At 63.0% G+C, this 17315-nt stretch carries 16 protein-coding genes; 6 read left to right on the plus strand and 10 right to left on the minus strand.

All coding sequences use genetic code 11. The features are described from left to right. Positions 1-208 precede the first annotated feature (208 nt). The 3 genes from BC363_RS12610 to BC363_RS12620 all read left to right on the plus strand — a co-directional run bounded on the left by BC363_RS12610 (position 209) and on the right by BC363_RS12620 (position 2967). Positions 209-1384 carry a TMEM43 family protein gene (locus tag BC363_RS12610; protein WP_065784897.1) on the plus strand — a complete coding sequence of 392 codons (1176 nt, stop codon included), beginning with the start codon at positions 209-211 and terminating at the stop codon, positions 1382-1384. A 76-nt stretch (positions 1385-1460) separates the two neighbouring features. Next, positions 1461-2261 carry a YdcF family protein gene (locus tag BC363_RS12615; protein ID WP_065784896.1) on the plus strand — a complete coding sequence of 267 codons (801 nt, stop codon included), beginning with the start codon at positions 1461-1463 and terminating at the stop codon, positions 2259-2261. A 70-nt stretch (positions 2262-2331) separates the two neighbouring features. Next, complete coding sequence (locus BC363_RS12620; protein ID WP_065784895.1) at positions 2332-2967, plus strand: trimeric intracellular cation channel family protein; 636 nt, start codon at positions 2332-2334, stop codon at positions 2965-2967. Between the two features lie 10 nt (positions 2968-2977). Here the strand turns inward: BC363_RS12620 and irrA are convergent, their stop codons facing one another. Beyond that, positions 2978-3403: an iron response transcriptional regulator IrrA gene (gene irrA / locus BC363_RS12625; RefSeq protein ID WP_065784909.1), complete on the minus strand. Its 426-nt coding sequence runs from the start codon at positions 3401-3403 to the stop codon at positions 2978-2980. 321 nt (positions 3404-3724) lie between these two features. Between irrA and fabA the strand changes: the two genes are divergently transcribed. From fabA to fabI, 3 genes are read left to right on the plus strand one after another with little or no spacing between them, the layout of a single operon-like run. Next, positions 3725-4240 carry a 3-hydroxyacyl-[acyl-carrier-protein] dehydratase FabA gene (fabA, locus tag BC363_RS12630; RefSeq protein ID WP_065784894.1) on the plus strand — a complete coding sequence of 172 codons (516 nt, stop codon included), beginning with the start codon at positions 3725-3727 and terminating at the stop codon, positions 4238-4240. A gap of 47 nt (positions 4241-4287) precedes the next feature. Continuing rightward, positions 4288-5511 (plus strand): beta-ketoacyl-ACP synthase I, encoded by a 1224-nt coding sequence (gene fabB, locus BC363_RS12635; protein WP_053251880.1) that lies wholly within the window; start codon positions 4288-4290, stop codon positions 5509-5511. Between the two features lie 4 nt (positions 5512-5515). Beyond that, a complete protein-coding gene (gene fabI / locus BC363_RS12640) occupies positions 5516-6322 on the plus strand; it encodes an enoyl-ACP reductase FabI (protein WP_065784893.1) in 807 nt (268 codons plus the stop codon). A gap of 71 nt (positions 6323-6393) precedes the next feature. Here the strand turns inward: fabI and BC363_RS12645 are convergent, their stop codons facing one another. From BC363_RS12645 to infB, 9 genes are all read right to left on the minus strand, one after another. Then, positions 6394-6609, minus strand: a complete 216-nt coding sequence (locus tag BC363_RS12645; protein WP_244519866.1) for a hypothetical protein — start codon at positions 6607-6609, stop codon at positions 6394-6396. 197 nt (positions 6610-6806) lie between these two features. Further along, positions 6807-7823, minus strand: a complete 1017-nt coding sequence (locus BC363_RS12650; protein ID WP_065784891.1) for a class I SAM-dependent methyltransferase — start codon at positions 7821-7823, stop codon at positions 6807-6809. A gap of 83 nt (positions 7824-7906) precedes the next feature. After that, positions 7907-10048 carry a polyribonucleotide nucleotidyltransferase gene (gene pnp, locus BC363_RS12655; protein ID WP_065784890.1) on the minus strand — a complete coding sequence of 714 codons (2142 nt, stop codon included), beginning with the start codon at positions 10046-10048 and terminating at the stop codon, positions 7907-7909. A gap of 358 nt (positions 10049-10406) precedes the next feature. Further along, positions 10407-10676, minus strand: coding sequence for a 30S ribosomal protein S15 (rpsO, locus tag BC363_RS12660; protein WP_025425494.1), 270 nt, complete (start codon positions 10674-10676; stop codon positions 10407-10409). Positions 10677-10846: 170 nt separating this feature from the next. After that, positions 10847-11188, minus strand: a complete 342-nt coding sequence (locus BC363_RS12665) for an SH3 domain-containing protein (RefSeq protein WP_065784889.1) — start codon at positions 11186-11188, stop codon at positions 10847-10849. A gap of 35 nt (positions 11189-11223) precedes the next feature. Further along, positions 11224-12939 (minus strand): sensor histidine kinase, encoded by a 1716-nt coding sequence (locus BC363_RS12670; protein WP_065784888.1) that lies wholly within the window; start codon positions 12937-12939, stop codon positions 11224-11226. Between the two features lie 213 nt (positions 12940-13152). Continuing rightward, entirely contained in the window at positions 13153-14088 is a 936-nt protein-coding gene (gene truB, locus BC363_RS12675) for a tRNA pseudouridine(55) synthase TruB (protein WP_053251873.1), read from the minus strand. 8 nt (positions 14089-14096) lie between these two features. Beyond that, positions 14097-14504, minus strand: coding sequence for a 30S ribosome-binding factor RbfA (gene rbfA / locus BC363_RS12680; protein ID WP_065784887.1), 408 nt, complete (start codon positions 14502-14504; stop codon positions 14097-14099). 73 nt (positions 14505-14577) lie between these two features. Further along, positions 14578-17277, minus strand: coding sequence for a translation initiation factor IF-2 (infB, locus tag BC363_RS12685; protein WP_065784886.1), 2700 nt, complete (start codon positions 17275-17277; stop codon positions 14578-14580). Between the last annotated feature and the right edge of the window lie 38 nt (positions 17278-17315).

Below are 17315 nucleotides of genomic sequence, written 5' to 3' on the forward strand. Positions count from 1 at the left end.
GCTCGCGCCACCGCACCAATCAGCCGTAGAGCGAAATCTCCATAGCCTTCGACTGTGGCCCGCGGGTTCCTTCCTCGGGGACTTTCGTACGCCTGCCGGCGCCCGAAACTCTTCACGGTATATTCCTTTCCGCTTTTTTTCTGTTACCAACGGGAAAATCGAACGGTTCGCTTGCGAAGCCGGATCGAAGCACGTGCCGAGGGATCAGATGAGTTTTACCGAAACGACCAGAACGTCGTGGTTTGCACGCCTCAAGAACGGTGTCATCGGCATCTTCATCGGGCTGCTGCTGGTCTTCGGCATGATCTGGCTGCTTGCCTGGAACGAGGGCCGCTCGGTCAAGACCTATCGCGCTCTGGTCGAGGGCGCCGGCGCTGTGATCGACATCGACAGCGGTGCAGTCGAGGCTGGCAACGAGGGCAAGCTGGTTCACATCGCCGGTCGGGTCGAGCCTGTCGGCACACCGGCCGATAGCCTGCTCGGGATCTCCGCGAAAGGCGCTGCCGGCCTGCGCCGTTCGGTCGAGATGTACCAATGGGTCGAGGAAAAGAAGAGCGAGACACGCAAGACGCTCGGCGGCGGCGAGGAAACGGTCACCACCTATTCCTACGCCAAGGAGTGGCGCAGCGATCGCGCCGATTCGGCCGATTTCCGCGACGGCAACGGGCATCAGAACCCGGAGATGCCGATCTCCAGCGAGCGCTTCACCGTCGATCGGGCGATGCTCGGCGCGCTTTCCGTCGACGGCAGGGTCGTTGCCGATCTTGGCAGCGACAGTCCGGTGCCGATGGCGGATGCCGACCTGCAACGCCTCGCCGAGGCGCTCGGCACCGATCACCCCGTCAAGACCGACGGCCAGACGATCTTCGTCTCCGCCGATCGCCAGAACCCTGAGGTCGGCGATCTGCGCATCGGCTTTACCCGCGAAGACACGGAAACGGCAAGCTTCGTCGCAGCGCAGAAGGGCGGCAGCCTTGCCCCCTACCGTACGACGAACGGCCGCGACCTGTTCCTGAGCTCGGCTGGCCTGGGCACTGCTGCCGAAATGTTCGACGCTGCCCAGAGCCAGAACACGCTGATCACCTGGCTGGTTCGGGTGGGCGGACTGATCGGCCTGTTCATCGGCTTCACGCTGATGCTGTCGCTCATTTCCATCATTGCCGACGTCATTCCGGTGCTGGGTTCGGTGGTCGCATTCGGCACCGGCATCATCGCGGCGATCCTGACGCTCATCATCGGCCCCGTGGTCATCGCCACCGCCTGGTTTGCCTATCGGCCGCTGTTGTCGTTGGCGATCATCGCGGTCGGCGCGCTCATTGCCTTCGGCATCGGCTATCTCCGCGCCGGCAAGGCGAAACCGATGTCCGGCGGCGTGACCGCCTGACCAACGGCGTGGCTTTAGACGCCCGAGCCACGTCTTTGCGAAATATTAAGGGATCGTAGCGAAGAACACCGGCCTGATGTTTCTGCTTTCCAAGATCTTCTGGCTCGTCGCGCAGCCCCTTTCCCTGGCGTTCTTCGCCGCCCTTGCAGGGCTGCTATTGACGGCGGTCGGCCTCCGGCGCACCGGCGTCGCCTTCGGCCTGCTCGGCGCGCTGGTGCTCTTCGTCAGCCTGTTCACGACATCAGGATCCTATTTCCTGCAGATGCTCGAGGATCGCTTCCCGCGGCCGACCGCGCCGCCCGCAACCCTCTCCTGCATCATCGTGCTCGGCGGCGCCTTCGAGAACGAGGTGATGGCGAGCCGCGGCGGCATCGAGTTCAACCAGGCGGCCGACCGCTTCATCGAGACGGCCATGCTGGCGAAGCGCTACCCTGAAGTGCGCATCCTGGTTTCCGGCGGCGACGGTTCGTTCAGCGGCGCCTATGAGGGCGACGCCAAGGCGTCGGAAGCCTTCTTTGCCGCCTTCGGCATCGGCCCCGAGCGGCTGATCCGCGAGGAGCAATCGAGAACAACCTTCGAGAATGCCCGCAACACTAAGGCGCTGCTGGCCGCAAACGGGCTTTCAAACTGCGCACTGGTCACCTCGGCCTTCCATATGCCGCGTTCGGTCGGGCTTTTCCACGAGCTCGGCCTGGAGGTCACTCCCTGGCCGACGGACTACCGCACCAGCGGCACGGTCACGCCCAGCTTCGACTTTACCCAGCCCTCGCTCAATGCCCAGCTGACGACGACGGCAGTGCGCGAATGGATCGGCCTCACCGCCTATTACTTCGGCGGTCGCACCGACAGCCTGCTTCCCAGCGCCTCACCCCGTTGACGCGGCAGGCCCGGATGCTCCAGCTTGCAATGCGACCGACAACAGCGATACGCCTTTCAACGGAGCGGCCATGACGATCCTGGAAATCCTCGATTACGCTGGCGTCGCCGTTTTCGCAGCGACAGGTGCGCTCTCGGCTTCGCGCAAGCAGCTCGATATCATCGGCTACCTGTTCCTTGCCTCGGTCACCGGCATCGGCGGCGGAACGATGCGCGACGTCGTCCTTGGTGCAACGCCGGTGTTCTGGGTGCTCAACCCGAACTATCTTCTGGTCTGCGCCTCGGTGGCCGTCATCCTGTTCTTCACGGCGCACCTGTTCGGTTCACGTTACCGGGTGCTGGTCTGGCTCGATGCGATCGGCCTGTCGGCCTATTGCGTCATGGGCGCGGCCAAGGGGCTGGCGGCAACAGGCTCGCCGGGGGTCGCCCTCGTCACCGGCATGCTGACGGCAACCTTCGGCGGCGTCCTGCGCGACCTCCTGGCGGGAGAGCCTTCGGTGCTGCTGCGTCCGGAAGTCTATGTGACGGCTGCTCTCGTCGGCTCCGGCGTCTTCGTCGTCGCGACGATGATCGGACTGCCGCTGGCGGCGACCTCGACGCTCGGCGTGATCTCAGCCTTCACCGTACGCGCCGGCGCGCTCAAATACGGCTGGACGCTGCCGATCGGCAAGGCAAGCCCCGGCCGCGACCCCGACGATGTGATGTAGGAACAGGTTGTTACGACCGCTCGCGCTTGCGGCGAAGACGAATGACCACGTCGACATGGGCAATCTCCATGCCTTCAGGCGGCTCCGGCAGATTGCCGATCTCGATATTGCTCACCGGGATATCGAGGACCTCGTTCTGGCCTTCGACGAAGAAATGGTGATGGTCGGACACGTTGGTGTCGAAATAGGTCTTGGCGCTCTCCACCGCGAGCACGCGGATCATGCCGGCCTCGGTGAACTGATGCAGTGTGTTGTAGACGGTTGCCAGTGAAACCGGCACTCCGGCGACGACCGCCTCTTCATGCAGTTCTTCAACAGTCAGGTGACGGTCGCCCTTGGCGAAGATCAGATCGGCAAGGGCGACACGCTGACGCGTCGGGCGCAGACCCGAGCTGCGCAATCTCTCTTCCGAACTCACTTCGGTTGCTTTCGTCATCAAGGAGCGTTCCATGGATCCCATAAAATTTACAATACTTCCGTTGCGATATAACTTTTGCGCGCTGCTCTTTCAATAGATTCTAAGGTGCGACACACTTGGAATGCCTGAAAAACCGGCCTATTTCGGGGAAGGCTGGTATTTAACTCTGGTCGGACCCACATTGATCCTGTAAGCGACGGCGGAACGATATCGCCATCAGAATGGGCGACGCCGACGTCGGAAACATCGAAAACGGCCATCGGCACGCTTCATTTCACAGCGAACTTGCTCTAAAGCAGGTCTGACAACACTTTATGTTACTCGGGGAAACAACCATTGATGACGACCAGACAATCGAGCTTCAGCTATGAGGAAATCCTGACCTGCGGCCGAGGCGAACTGTTTGGCCCCGGCAACGCCCAGCTGCCGCTGCCGCCGATGCTCATGGTCCATCGCATCACGGAAATCTCCGAAACCGGCGGCGCCTACGACAAGGGCTTCATTCGCGCTGAATATGACGTCAGTCCGGACGACTGGTACTTCCCCTGCCATTTCCAGGGCAACCCGATCATGCCCGGCTGCCTCGGTCTCGACGGCATGTGGCAATTGACGGGCTTCTTCCTCGGCTGGCTCGGCGAACCGGGCCGCGGCATGGCTCTGTCGACCGGCGAAGTGAAGTTCAAGGGCATGGTTCGCCCCCATACCAAGCTGCTCGAATACGGAATCGACTTCAAGCGGGTGATGCGCGGCCGCCTCGTCCTCGGCACTGCCGACGGCTGGCTGAAGGCGGACGGCGAAACCATCTACCAGGCAACCGACCTGCGTGTCGGTCTGTCGAAAGAAAAGACCGACTAAGCCGCGGGTACTCCCGCACCGAATGAGATAAAGAAAAGGTCATTACCATGAGACGGGTTGTTGTCACGGGCCTCGGGATCGTTTCCTCGATCGGGAACAATGCCGACGAAGTCACGGCATCGCTGCGCGACGCCAAATCGGGCATCACATTTTCTCCCGATTTCGCCGAAAACGGCTTCAAGTGCCAGGTCTGGGGCGCACCGACGCTCGATCCGACCGATCTCGTCGACCGGCGCGCCATGCGCTTCCTGTCGCAGGGCGGCGCCTGGAACCACGTGGCGATGAAGCAGGCGATCGCCGATTCCGGTCTCGAGGAAGCGGTCATTTCCCGCAACGAGCGCACCGGCATCATCATGGGCTCGGGCGGTCCGTCCACCCGCACCATCGTCGAGGCGGCGGATGTTACCCGCAAGAACGTGAGCCCCAAGCGCATCGGCCCGTTTGCCGTGCCGAAGGCGATGTCGTCGACGGCGTCGGCCACGCTTGCGACCTGGTTCCAGATCCACGGCGTCAACTACTCGATCTCGTCGGCCTGCTCGACGTCTGCCCATTGCATCGGCAATGCCGCGGAGATGATCCAGTGGGGCAAGCAGGACGTGATGTTCGCCGGCGGCCACGAGGACCTGGACTGGACGATGTCCAACCTGTTCGACGCCATGGGCGCGATGTCCTCCAAGTACAACGACACGCCGTCGACCGCCTCGCGCGCCTATGACGTCAGCCGCGACGGCTTCGTCATTGCCGGCGGCGCCGGCGTACTGGTGCTCGAAGAGCTGGAACATGCCAAGGCGCGCGGCGCCAAGATCTACGCCGAAATCGTCGGCTACGGCGCAACGTCCGATGGCTACGACATGGTCGCCCCATCAGGCGAAGGCGCGATCCGCTGCATGCGCCAGGCGCTGTCGAGCGTGAAGGGCGACGTCGACTACATCAACACGCACGGCACTTCGACCCCGGTCGGCGACAGCAAGGAAATCGGCGCCATCCGCGAAGTGTTCGGCTCCAAGATCCCGCACATCCAGTCGACGAAGTCGCTCACCGGCCACTCGCTCGGCGCTGCCGGCGTCCAGGAATCGATCTACGGTCTCCTGATGATGCAGGGTGGCTTCATTGGCGAGAGCGCCCATATCAGCGAACTCGACCCGGAATTTGACGGTGTGCCGATCGTGCGCAAGCGCATCGACAACGCCAAGATCGATACGGTTCTGTCCAACTCGTTCGGCTTCGGCGGCACCAACGCGACGCTCGTCTTCCAGCGCTACAACGGATAACACGATGACGGGACTGATGAACGGAAAGCGTGGCCTCATCATGGGTGTGGCCAACAACCACTCCATTGCCTGGGGCATCTCCAAGGCCTTGGCAGCGCAGGGCGCGGAACTTGCCTTCACCTACCAGGGTGAAGCGCTCGGCAAGCGCGTGAAGCCGCTGGCAGCCGAAGTCGGCTCCGACTTCCTGCTGCCTTGCGACGTCGAGGACATCGCCTCTGTCGATGCGGTCATCTCGGCGATCAAGGAGCGCTGGGGCAAGCTCGACTTCATCGTCCATGCCATCGGCTTCTCCGACAAGAACGAGCTGAAGGGCCTCTACGCAGACACCAGCCGCGACAACTTCAGCCGCACCATGGTGATCTCCTGCTTCTCCTTCACCGAGATCGCCAGGCGCGCGGCCGAACTGATGAACGACGGCGGCTCGATGCTGACCTTGACCTATGGCGGTTCCGTTCGGGTCATGCCGAACTACAACGTCATGGGCGTTGCCAAGGCGGCGCTGGAAGCCTCCGTGCGCTACCTTGCGGCCGACTACGGCGTGCGCGGCATCCGCGTCAACGCGATTTCCGCCGGCCCGATCCGCACGCTTGCAGGCGCCGGCATTTCCGATGCCCGGGCCATGCTCTCCTGGCAGCAGAAGAATTCGCCGCTTCGACGCACCGTCACCATCGACGATGTCGGTAACTCGGCGCTCTACCTGCTTTCCGAGCTGTCGCGCGGCGTCACCGGCGAAATCCACTATGTGGACTCCGGCTACAACATCACCTCCATGCCGGCACTTGACGCGCTCAGGACCGCCGACGCCGAATAGTACCCACCGGCCACGGCAATCATCAAAGCCCATGGGTCATCCGGTCCATGGGCTTTTTTCATGGGTCTTCGTCAGACCGTCAGCAATCCCGACAGCAGCAGGACGGCAACAAGGCCGGCGGCGGCCACGCCGAACATCAAGCAGGCGTGCGTCTTTCGAATGGGATTCGGCATCAGCGGCAAGCGATAGAGGCTTTTCAGAAACGGCATCGGCACTTCCGAGGTCGCACTATGTCCCTCCGCCTGCTTGATGTCCCTGGCGATCACCTCCGCCACGTCCTCGGTCAAAGGTGACCTTCCTGGCCCGAATGGCATAGCACCGCACCTCCGATAGGAAATACCGACTGATGCCTTATCGTGTGCCTGTTCGCGACCGATGGCAACGGCATTTCGAGGGTAGGCTGCCGATCCCGCCGCCCGCAGAAATGCAAAAGGCCGAGCGCTTGGCCCGGCCTCTTTACTTGATCAGGGGAGTAGATGTGCGCTCAGCGCTTGCCCCAGAGAACCTTGAAGCGCGCGTTGCGGCACGTCTCGCCATATTCCTTGAAGGTCTCGGCCAAGACCTGCTCGTACTGCAGGCCGCGATTGGCGACCAGCATGACCTTGCCGCCCTGCTTGAGCGCCTTGTGGGCCGCCTTGATGATCGCCACGCCCAGTGCCGGTTCGGCGGCATGGCCCTCGTGGAACGGCGGGTTCATGACGATCAGGTCGTATTTGTCGCGCGGGTCTTCGCTCGTCAGGTCGAACCAGTAGAAGCGCGCCGGCATGCGCGGAGCGTTCGCCATCATGTTGACGCGGGCCGCCTCAAGCGCATCGTGATCGGCCTCGAAGAGGTCGATACCCTTCGTGCCGGGCGACGCTTCGGCAAGCTTGACCGCGAGATAGCCCCAGCCGGCGCCGAAATCGGCGGCATGGCCGTTGAAATCGCGCGGCAGGCGCGAGGCGAGCAGTTCAGAGCCGGCATCGATGCGGTCGTGCGAGAACATGCCAGGCGAAGCCTCGAACAGGCCGTCGACGCGAACCGGCACCTTGGCAAGCTTCTGCACGGCGTCGGTGACGTCGTCGGGCCGCGTGAACCAGAAGGCGACGCCGTGATACTTCGGCAGGTGATCGCCATCCCATTCGAACTTGGCGATGCGCTTTCTCAGCGACTGGATGCCATCCTCCTTGCCGCCGGCAACGACGATGAGCGCGCCATCGCGGGTGCGCTTCAGCGCCTCGGCGATACGGTCTTCGTTTTCGCCCTTGTGCTTGCCGCACAGTATCAGGGCGACATCATAGTCCTCACCCGTGACCGCAGGCGCCACGTCGGCGCGCATAGCCTCCAGGGCGCGATAGAGCGGCCTTAGCGGCTGGACGGCAGCGATCGACGCCCCGAAGCCCTCAGGCAGCCTGTAGCCCGCCTCAGCGCCGAGGAAGAGCACACGCTCGCCCTCGCCCGGCGGGTCGATAACCCCGGTTTCGAACGGGTGGAACAGGGTCTTCAATGCGTCTCGGCTCATCGGTTTCTTCCGTCGATCTTCGTACAAGAAAAGGGCGCGGAGCGATCCGCTCCGCGCCCCGAATGCGTTCGGGCAGAGGCCGCTTATTCAGCGGCTTCGCCGTCACCCTTCTTTTCTGCAGCAACTTCCTTGCCGGTCGCCTGGTCGACGACCTTCATGGAAAGGCGAACCTTGCCGCGCTCGTCGAAGCCCATCAGCTTGACCCAGACCTTGTCGCCTTCCTTGACGACGTCGGTGGTCTTGGCAACGCGCTCGGAGGCGAGCTGCGAAATATGGACGAGGCCGTCGCGGGCGCCGAAGAAGTTGACGAAGGCGCCGAAGTCGGCGGTCTTGACGACCGTGCCTTCGTAGACCTGGCCGACTTCCGGCTCGGCAACGATCGAGTGGATCCACTTGCGGGCCGCTTCGATTTCCTTGCCCGACGACGAGGCGATCTTCACGGTGCCGTCGTCTTCGATGTTGATCTTGGCGCCGGTCTTCTCGACGATTTCGCGGATCACCTTGCCGCCGGAGCCGATGACTTCACGGATCTTGTCGACCGGGATGTTCATGACTTCGATGCGCGGTGCGAACTCGCCCAGCTGGCCGCGGCTTTCGGAGATGGCCTTCGCCATTTCGCCGAGGATGTGGAGACGGCCACCCTTGGCCTGGTTGAGCGCGATGCCCATGATCTCTTCGGTGATGCCCTCGATCTTGATGTCCATCTGGAGCGAGGTGATGCCGGCGTCGGTGCCGGCAACCTTGAAGTCCATGTCGCCGAGGTGGTCTTCGTCGCCGAGGATGTCGGAGAGAACGGCGAAGCGCTCATCTTCCTTGATCAGGCCCATGGCAATACCGGCAACCGGCTTTGCCAACGGAACGCCTGCATCCATGAGAGCAAGCGACGTGCCGCAGACCGTCGCCATCGACGACGAGCCGTTGGATTCGGTGATCTCGGAAACGACGCGCAGCGTGTAGGGGAACTGCTCGGCTTCCGGCAGCATCGGGCGGATAGCGCGCCAGGCGAGCTTGCCGTGACCGATTTCGCGGCGGCCCGGGGAGCCCATGCGGCCGGTTTCGCCGACCGAGAAGGGCGGGAAGTTGTAGTGCAGCATGAAGCGTTCTTTGTACATGCCGGTCAGGCTGTCGACATACTGTTCGTCTTCGCCGGTGCCGAGCGTGGCAACGACGATCGCCTGCGTTTCACCGCGGGTGAAGAGCGCCGAACCGTGGGTGCGCGGCAGAAGGCCGACTTCCGAGACGATCGGGCGAACGGTTTCGAGATCGCGGCCGTCGATGCGGCTCTTGGTGTCGAGGATGTTCCAGCGAACGATCTTGGCCTGGAGGTGCTTGAAGACGGCACCGATGACTTCAGCCGTGTGCTTGGGCTCTGCGCCTTCCGGGAAGAAGTGTGCCTTCACCTTTGCCTTGACGGCATCGACGGCAGCGTAGCGGGCAGCCTTCTCGGTGATCTTGTAGGCATCGCGCAGTTCGGCTTCGGCCATGCCGAGCATTTCGGCTTCAAGCGCGGAATGATCTTCCGGTTCGAATTCGCGCGGCTCCTTGGCGGCAACCTCAGCCAGCTTGATGATGGCGTCGATGACCGGCTGGAAACCCTTCTGGCCGAACACGACGGCGCCGAGCATGACGTCTTCGCCCAGTTCCTTGGCTTCCGACTCGACCATCAGCACGGCTTCCTGCGTGCCGGCGACGACGAGGTCAAGGGTCGATTCGTCCATCTCGTCGAGATGCGGGTTGAGAACGTACTGGCCGTTGATGTAGCCGACGCGCGCGCCGCCGATCGGACCCATGAACGGGATGCCGGACAGCGTCAGCGCAGCGGAAGCTGCAACCATCGACAGGATGTCGGGATTGTTTTCGAGGTCATGCTGCATGACCGTGACGATGACCTGGGTGTCGTTCTTGTAGCCATCGGGGAAAAGCGGGCGGATCGGGCGGTCGATCAGACGCGAAACCAGCGTTTCGTTTTCGCTCGGACGACCTTCGCGCTTGAAGTAGCCACCCGGGATCTTGCCGGCAGCGTAGGTCTTTTCCTGGTAGTTGACGGTCAGCGGGAAGAAGTCCTGGCCCGGCTTCGGCGACTTGGCCGAAACGACGGTGGCGAGAACGACGGTTTCGCCGTAAGTGGCAAGAACGGCGCCGTCAGCCTGACGGGCGACCTTGCCGGTTTCGAGCTTGAGCGGACGCCCAGCCCATTCGATTTCAACCTTATGGGTATCGAACATGTTCTGTCCTTCGTGTGCGGCAGACCTTTCCGCGGCTGTTGCAGCGCGGGTGGTCGGAAAACCGCCTGGTATGGCGCATCACGGGCAAGACAACGGGAGGCTTCAAAAGAGACCGGCCGCTTTCCGCTTTGCAAAACCTGGCTGCCCCGCAGCGGGTTCTGCAAGCAGGCGCCGAAGCATCCTGCAATCCTGCCCCATGACGGGCCATCGGTTGATCCGCGGATCCGGCCCATCCGGCCCGCTGGATACCTCTCCTTGTGTGCGCCTAGTGCGCTTTTGGAGAGTTCATTTCCTGAGCGCTCTGCGCCCCATAATAAAAAAAGCCGGCGGACCGCAAGCGGTCCGCCGGGCAAGTCGCTTAGCGACGGATGCCGAGGGCACCGATCAGCTTGGTGTAGCGCGCTTCGTCTTTCTTCTTCAGATAGTCGAGGAGCGAACGACGGCTGGAAACCATCGCGAGAAGACCACGGCGGGAATGGTTATCCTTCTTGTGGCCCTTGAAGTGTTCGGTCAGGTTGTTGATCCGTTCCGTCAGGATAGCAACCTGGACTTCCGGAGAACCGGTGTCGCCTTCAACGGTTGCATATTCCTTGATGAGCTGAGCCTTACGCTCTGCAGCAATCGACATCGGATGATCCTTTCGATTTCGAGGATTTAGGGACGCCTTCAGCCGGGATGTCGTCCAGCTGCGGCCGTGAATGCAACGGGCATGCGCCTTTTGCTGGCGTGCCTATAACCGAATTGGATCAAAAAGGAAAGGGTCATGAAAATGGCCCCGGGGCGATGGCCGGGCGCCTCTCAATTACCTGACGGTCGTGGCCGCATCGGCGCCGACTTCAGCTGGTCGCCGTCGATCGGAACACAGTCGAGATAGGCGGCAAACACCCAGCCGAGTTCTCCGGCGTCGCTCGAAACAAGCGCCCAGCCCTTGCCCCCATGCCGACGTTCGCCGACGCGGCGAACCTTGCTGCCATTGGCCAAAGTCATGACGATCCGGCCATTCGGCTCCGTTCGGACATTGAGCGGCGTGCCGGTCGGATCTGCGACGACACAGGCGATGTCCCCGCCGGCGGCGGGGGCGACGGCCATCAGGCTCAACACGCCTGAGAGAATGCCGATGCGAACTGTCCGTACCTGCATTTCCGCTCCTTTTGAAAAACGAACCCGTATGACCCTCAAGGCTCTGCGTCGTCGCCGTCCTTCGCATCCCTGGGGATGTTGATCCGCCACTCGATGCCGTCAGGATGGATGATCCGTTCAAGCTCGGCTTTCAACGCCATGCCGAGCATGCGTTCCAGCACCAGAGTTCCAAATCCCTTGCGGCTCGGGGTCGTCGCGGTGGAGATGTCGGCGCCCTCCTCCCGCCAGCGAATGGCTATGCCCTCGTCGGACAGCGACCAGCTGAGCTTGACGACGCCGGTGGTATTGGCAAGCGCGCCATATTTTGTGGCGTTCGTCGCCAGCTCATGCAGTGCCATGCCGAGCGTCTGGGCGATCTGGGTGTCCAGTCGCAACGCGGGACCCGACAGGACGACGCGCTTGGGATCATCCGGCGTGAAGGGCTGCAACTGGTTCTGCGCGAGTTCCCGGAAGTCGACGCCCTGGGCCGCGTTGGCGATCATCAGATCGGTCGAGCGGGCAAGGCCGGCAATGCGCCTGCGGAAGGATTCCGCGAAGTCGGCAACGCTTTCGGCCGAATGCACCGACTGGTTCAGCATCGACTGGATCACCGTCAGCTGATTCTTCGAGCGATGGGCAACCTCGCGCATGAGGAAGCGGATCTCGCTCTCGGCTTTGGTGCGCGACGCCGCGGCCTTGGCAAGTGCGGCGGATACGGTTTCGACTTCGGCGATCATATGCGGGCGCGGCTCGATGCGCTCGCCGGCGCCGAGGCGGCGTGCGTCGAGTTCAACGAGCTTGACCCCTTGCGACAGCAGCCGTGCGATTGCCAGCGAGCCCGCAATGGCAATGCCGGCAAAGATGATGCCGCCGAGCGACAGCCACAGAAACGACCAGACGGCCGGCGCATCGACCGCGGCGCGGGGCGCCCAGGCGATGATCCGCCAGCCGGTCACGACGGAAAACTCCGTTGCCACCCGATAGGCGGTACCGTTCTCGGTAATGTTGCGCACGCCGATGCTGATCGCCGGCACCTTGTCGAGGAAGAACGGTTCACCCGCCTTGACCCCGGCATCCGATGAAATGATGACCTTGCCGTTGCCGTCGACCAGAGCGGCATTCCACCCCGGCGACAGGGTTTCGCGGTTCACGGCCTTTGCCATGCTCTCGGCGTTCCGCGTCAGGGTGAGCAGATATTCCTCACCGGTTGGAAGTTTCGCCGGCAAATAAACGTTGAAGACCCATTTTTCGGCCGTCTGGCCAAAGAACACGTTCGACACCAGCGGCGCGCCATTGTTGGTGAAAGCCCGCTCGACGGAGGCGGGATCGGAGGCCTTGGCGAGCGGCGTGCCGAGGGGCACCCGCGTGTTCATGCGCTGATTGTGCTTGCGGTCGATGACGATCAGGTAGGAGTCGGTGTCGGCGAGCGCCGTCGAAGCCCTGCGATAGAAGGCCTCCATGTCGCCGCCCTCCATCGCTGGCGCGGTCGACAGCACCTTCAGCGTCGTCAGCATGCCCTCGACATCGCGCTCGACGATGCGGGTCACCGAGCCGGTCGAAGCCTGCAGCAGCGCCGTGATGACCTGCTCCTGCGCGTCGACGCTTCGTTTCAGCACCACGAGTGAAAAGATGAATGCGGGAACGATCGCGATCAGCAGCAGCGATGTCAGGTAGAAGCGGAAAGGCCGCGTCAGGCGGTGGCGAATGAGATCGAGAGCTGCCGCCACGCGACCCACGGTACGCTTCCTTCCCTCTTGCGAAACCTGCGCCAACTGCACCGCCTCTCAACTACCGCGCCGCGCATCGAGCAGGACGCGCAGTTCTGACGACCGCCGAGGCGGCCGTCATCGGAGCGGCCGGAGGGATCGCAGGCGAACGCCGCCTGCGACCGGGAAACGAGATCGTTTCGAAACGGCCGCAAGCAAGCCCTTGGGCGGGATCATGCGTCAGCGATGCGGCAAACGCAAATCCTGGAACCGAAGAGATCAGCCGACGGCAAAGACGCGCTTCGGACGGAACTCGCCCTCGGCGATTTCGCCGATGGCGATCAGCTTGCCGCGAGCCGTGGCATAGGCTTCGGGCGTTGCCAAAGGCGCATCGCGACCACGAAGGATAATCGGATTACCCATCTTCAGCCGGTGCGCCTGGTCGTCGTTGACGGCGATATGCGGCAGGCTGGACAGCGCTTCGCCGGTTTCGATCACAAAGGCATCAAGCGCCGCCAGTCGCTCCTCGTCGCTTTCGATCTTTTCCAGCGCGACCAGATCGGCAAGCGGTACCATGTCGTCTTCACCGAACGGCGCCACGAAGGTGCGCCGCAGCGAAGCGATGTGTCCGAAACAGCCGAGATCGCGGCCCATGTCGCGGGCGAGCGAGCGGACATAGGTGCCCTTGCCGCATTCGATCTCGAACTGGGCGAGATTGGGCGTGGCACCGAGCAGTGTCAAGCGGAACACCTCGACTTCGCGCGCCGGAATATCGACGGTCTCGCCGTCGCGGGCGAGATCATAGGCACGCTCACCGTCGATCTTGATCGCCGAGAACTGCGGCGGCACCTGGCTGATGACGCCGGTATAGTTCGGCAACAGGGCGCGGATCGCCTCTTCCGTCGGGCGTTCGGCCGAGGAATGGGTCACCTGCCCTTCGAGGTCGTCGGTCGAGCGTTCTTCGCCCCAGGCGACGGTAAATTCGTAGATCTTGCGGCCGTCCATGACATAGGGAACGGTCTTGGTCGCGTCACCAAGGGCGATCGGCAGCATGCCGGAAGCCAGCGGATCGAGCGTGCCGGCATGGCCGGCCTTCTGTGCCTTGAACAGCCACTTGATCTTGGAAACGGCTTCGGTCGAGCCGAAATCGAGCGGCTTGTCGAGGATCAGCCAGCCGGAAATCGGGCGGCCCTTGGGTTTACGCGGTTTGGACATGAACTCTTCTATTCTTCGTCGTCGGTATTCGGATCGAGATCGCGGCTCACCTCGGGTGAGCGAAGGAGGGCGTCGATCTTCTTGTAGTTGTCGAAGCTCGTATCGTCGCGGAAACGAACGTCGGGCATGTACTTCATCTGGCGAAGCTGGGGTCCGAGCCGGCCGCGAATGTACTTGGCATTGCGGTTCAGTGCGTCGATGACTTCCGCATGGTTGGGAACGCCGAGCGGCGTCACATAGGCGGTCGCAATCTTCAGGTCGGGCGACATGCGCACTTCGGAGATCGCGATCAGCGTCTTCTCGATGACGGGATCGCGGACTTCGCCACGCTGCAGAACCTGCGTGATCGCGGCGCGCACCTGTTCACCGATGCGCAGCATGCGCTGGGATGGGGCAGAGGATGTGGCTCTGGTCATTGGTCAATACCTCAAAAAAATGCGAGCGCCGAAGGATAACCCGGCGCCCGCACAATTTCTAATCGGACGGATCTTACAGCGTCCGCGTGATGTGTTCGACGCGGAAGCACTCGATCGTGTCGCCTGCGCGGATGTCTTCGTAGTTCTCGAACGCCATACCGCATTCCTGACCGACGTTGACTTCCGAGACTTCGTCCTTGAAGCGCTTGAGCGTCTTGAGCTTGCCTTCGTGGATAACGACGTTGTCGCGAACCAGACGGACGCCGACGCCACGCTCGACCTTGCCTTCGGTGACGCGGCAACCCGCGACCTTGCCGACCTTGGTGATGTTGAACACCTCCAGGATCTCGGCGTTGCCGAGGAAGGTTTCACGACGCTCGGGCGAAAGCAGACCGGACATCGCCGCCTTAACGTCATCCACCAGATCGTAGATGATGTTGTAGTAGCGGATTTCGATGCCTGCACGCTCGGCTGCCGAACGGGCCTGGTTGTTGGCACGAACGTTGAAGCCGATGATGGCGGCATTCGATGCTTCGGCCAGCGAGATATCCGACTCGGTGATACCACCGGCGCCCGAATGGACGATGCGCGCACGCACTTCGTCGGTTCCGAGCTTCTCCAGCGCACCGGCGATCGCTTCGATCGAACCCTGCACGTCGCCCTTGATGACGAGCGGGAACTCCTTGAGACCGGAGCTCTGAAGCTGGGTCATCATCTGCTCGAGCGAACCGCGCGAACCGGACTGACGGGCGACCGCCTTGTCGCGGGCGAGCCGCAGACGGTATTCCGAGATCTCGCGAGCGCGGCTTTCGTTTTCGACGACGGCGAACTTGTCGCCCGCTGCCGGCGTGCCCGAAAGGCCGAGAACTTCGACCGGCATCGACGGACCCGCTTCCTTGACGTGTTCACCCTTGTCGTTGACCAGAGCGCGCACGCGGCCCCACTGATCGCCGGCAACGATGATCTGGCCCGGACGCAGCGTGCCCTTCTGAACGAGCACGGTTGCGACGGCGCCGCGACCACGGTCGAGTTCGGCTTCAACCACCGTACCCTCGGCCGTCCGGTTCGGATTGGCCTTGAGGTCGAGGATTTCCGCCTGGAGCAGGATCGCTTCGAGGAGCTTGTCGAGGTTGGTGCCGTTCTTCGCCGACACTTCGACGTCGAGAACTTCACCGCCCATGGATTCGACGAAGACTTCATGCTGCAGAAGTTCGGTGCGAACCTTCTGGGCATTGGCCGTCGGCTTGTCGATCTTGTTGATCGCCACGATGATCGGAACACCAGCCGCCTTGGCGTGGTTGATGGATTCGATCGTCTGCGGCATCACGCTGTCGTCGGCCGCCACCACCAGAATGGCAATGTCGGTCGCCTGCGCACCGCGGGCACGCATGGCGGTGAACGCCGCGTGGCCGGGGGTGTCGATGAAGGTGATCTTGTTGCCGTTCTGCTCTACCTGGTAGGCGCCGATGTGCTGGGTGATACCACCCGCTTCGCCGGCAACCACGTTGGCATGACGGATGGCGTCGAGCAACGAGGTCTTGCCGTGGTCGACGTGACCCATGATCGTGACGATCGGCGGACGCGAAACCAGCTCTTCCTCGATGTCGGACACGTTGAAGATGCCTTCTTCGACGTCGGACTCGGAAACACGCTTCACGGTGTGGCCGAATTCGCCGGCGATGAGTTCAGCCAGGTCGGCGTCGATCAGATCGCCGGGCTTCATCATCTGGCCTTCCTTCATCAGGTACTTGATGACGTCGACGGCGCGTTCGGACATGCGCTGCGACAGTTCCTGAATCGTGATGGTTTCCGGCAGAACGACTTCACGCGAAATCTTCTCGCGGGTCTCCTGCATCTGGCTGCGCTTGAACTTTTCCTGACGGCGACGCATCGCCGACAGCGAACGGGCGCGCTGGCCGGCATCCTCGTCGGCAGCGGTGGTCAGCGTCAGCTTGCCCTGGCGGCGACCATCGTCACCCTTCGGGCGCGTTACCGGCTTTGCCGGCTCCGGACGCACGACCTTGCCACGAACCGGACCTGCGCCGGGGCGCGGGCCACGATCGTCATCCTTTTCGTTGTCAACCTTGCGGCCGCGCAGAGCACCGGCCGGTGCCGGCGTCGGAATGGCTGCTGCCGGGGCAGCGGGCCGTCCGGCCTGCGGGCGATTGTCGACGCGACGCTCAGCGGCTGCAGGTGCGCGAGCAGCCACGGGGCGCTCTTCGACAACCTCTTCGGCCTTGGCTTCGGGCTCGACAGCCGGGCGGGCTGCTTCCTCGGCGGCGCGGCGTGCGGCTTCTTCCTTCTCCTGAAGGAGACGGGCTTCTTCCTCACGCTTGCGGCGTGCTTCATTCTCGGCGCGGATGACCGCTTCTTCGGCTTCGCGGATCTGCGCTTCGGCCAGAGCACGGCGGCGCGCGTCGATCTCACCGGCGGAAAGCTGGTTCAGAACGACGCCGACGCGCGGACGGTTCGCCTGGTTGGCTTCCTGGCGCGTCTGGTGCTGCTGCGGCTGCGGGGCCGGGCGGCCGGAAGGCTGCGGATGAGCCGGGCGCTGTTCGACCGGCCGTGCGGCGGGAGCCGCGGCCACCGGCGTGATCGGACGCTCATCCTTGGGGCGGTGGAAGGGGCGTTTCTTGGTTTCGACCACGACCGCCTTGGTGCGGCCACGGCCCATGTCCTGACGCACGGTCCCCTGCGAAACCCCGGAGGGCTTCAGGGTCAGCGTCTTCTTGCCTGCTGCGCTGCCTGTCTTGTCGTCGTTGTTGTCGGTCATTCCGTTCCGTTCCTAGCGATCAGGGCCGGATGCGTATC

Source organism: Ensifer sp. LC384, assembly GCF_001695865.1.
Taxonomy (GTDB): domain Bacteria; phylum Pseudomonadota; class Alphaproteobacteria; order Rhizobiales; family Rhizobiaceae; genus Ensifer.

Coding starts and splice junctions, on each gene's coding strand:
- fabB (WP_053251880.1), top strand. CDS start 4,288: ATGAGACGGGTTGTTGTCACGGGCCTCGGGATCGTTTCCTCGATCGGG.
- BC363_RS12615 (WP_065784896.1), top strand. CDS start 1,461: ATGTTTCTGCTTTCCAAGATCTTCTGGCTCGTCGCGCAGCCCCTTTCC.
- BC363_RS12650 (WP_065784891.1), bottom strand. CDS start 7,823: ATGAGCCGAGACGCATTGAAGACCCTGTTCCACCCGTTCGAAACCGGG.
- infB (WP_065784886.1), bottom strand. CDS start 17,277: ATGACCGACAACAACGACGACAAGACAGGCAGCGCAGCAGGCAAGAAG.
- fabA (WP_065784894.1), top strand. CDS start 3,725: ATGACGACCAGACAATCGAGCTTCAGCTATGAGGAAATCCTGACCTGC.
- rpsO (WP_025425494.1), bottom strand. CDS start 10,676: ATGTCGATTGCTGCAGAGCGTAAGGCTCAGCTCATCAAGGAATATGCA.
- rbfA (WP_065784887.1), bottom strand. CDS start 14,504: ATGACCAGAGCCACATCCTCTGCCCCATCCCAGCGCATGCTGCGCATC.
- fabI (WP_065784893.1), top strand. CDS start 5,516: ATGACGGGACTGATGAACGGAAAGCGTGGCCTCATCATGGGTGTGGCC.
- BC363_RS12665 (WP_065784889.1), bottom strand. CDS start 11,188: ATGCAGGTACGGACAGTTCGCATCGGCATTCTCTCAGGCGTGTTGAGC.
- irrA (WP_065784909.1), bottom strand. CDS start 3,403: ATGACGAAAGCAACCGAAGTGAGTTCGGAAGAGAGATTGCGCAGCTCG.
- pnp (WP_065784890.1), bottom strand. CDS start 10,048: ATGTTCGATACCCATAAGGTTGAAATCGAATGGGCTGGGCGTCCGCTC.
- BC363_RS12620 (WP_065784895.1), top strand. CDS start 2,332: ATGACGATCCTGGAAATCCTCGATTACGCTGGCGTCGCCGTTTTCGCA.
- truB (WP_053251873.1), bottom strand. CDS start 14,088: ATGTCCAAACCGCGTAAACCCAAGGGCCGCCCGATTTCCGGCTGGCTG.
- BC363_RS12610 (WP_065784897.1), top strand. CDS start 209: ATGAGTTTTACCGAAACGACCAGAACGTCGTGGTTTGCACGCCTCAAG.